2 protein-coding genes are annotated in these 1083 nt (G+C 47.3%); one reads left to right on the top strand and one right to left on the bottom strand.

The features are described 5' to 3' along the window. Window positions 1–537 (top strand): pirin family protein (locus R7Q47_RS26190; protein ID WP_318090254.1); only part of this gene is annotated, 537 nt, incomplete at its 5' end. Window positions 538–656: 119 nt separating this feature from the next. On the opposite strand, the gene R7Q47_RS26185 is transcribed toward R7Q47_RS26190, so the two are convergent. Continuing rightward, on the bottom strand, window positions 657–1083 hold a 427-nt coding region (locus R7Q47_RS26185; RefSeq protein ID WP_411912891.1), incomplete at its 5' end, for a LysR substrate-binding domain-containing protein.

Below are 1083 nucleotides of genomic sequence, written 5' to 3'. Positions count from 1 at the left end.
TTTGATACTCATGGTCACCGCGACATGGAGATCATCAGTTATGTGCTAGAAGGTGTTATTGCTCACAAAGACAGTGAAGGCAATGTACAAACGTTACCTGCGGGGGAGTTTCAGCTGATGTCGGCAGGTAAAGGCATTTACCACAGCGAATATAACGCATCAGAAACAGACCCTTTACGCTTTTTGCAAATTTGGATTCAACCTAACACCTTTGGGAATAAACCGGGCTACCAGCAAAAAGATTTTGGACGTAATGCAGGGTTAACCACCATTGCAACTCCAACGGGAGAGAGTGGCACACTGCACATCAAACAAGATGCGTATTTGTATCAATTGATTTTGGAGCCGAATCGCGAACTCGCCTTCGACATCCACTCTGGAAGAAATGTTTACGTTCATCAGGTATCGGGAGAGCTTCATGTCGACAACACCCTGCTAACGGGCGGTGATGGCGCTAAAATCGAAGCTCAGAGCAAGGTGACATTTCGTAACCTGACCAATCAATCAGTTACTGCGCTAATCTTTGACTTGCCGTAACTATCGGTTCATAGATATCGACCTATCGCCATCCGGTGATAAATCTCGCTTAAAAAGAAAGCCCCCAAGGCAAACGCCAAGGGGGCTTTTCATTTTTCCGTTTTCATTGACGCCAAGCGTTAATGGTTTGCGTCCGATGATGCAGACCCAATCTGTTGCAAGCTGTAAGCCGTGAGAGGATCGATTTCTTTCACAATCTCTTCGACCTGTTTAATTGCTTCTACAGACGTGCTGGCTTTGCGATAGCTTAAGTAGATAGGTCGGTACCAATCTTCCACTCCAGACACCTTGTAGAGCTGCCCATTCGCAATAAACGGCTCTACGAGAGACACCGGCAGATACGCCGCGCCGCCTTTCTCTAAAATGAAGTCCAAAGCAATACGCGCAGTCGATGTGCGCAGGTACGGAGCCGGAATTTTAGGGTGACGCTCAGAGTGTTCAGAGGCGAAGCGTGTTCCCCAATCCACATACACATATTTGTGCTCAAACACCGTATCTAATGAATCTTGCTCGGTAGAAACCAGCACAAGGACAACATCCGCGACT

The organism is Vibrio sp. Vb0349, assembly GCF_033338975.1.
The sequence above is the reverse complement of the archived record's forward strand: the minus strand, read 5'-3'. Positions and strand labels throughout refer to the sequence as shown.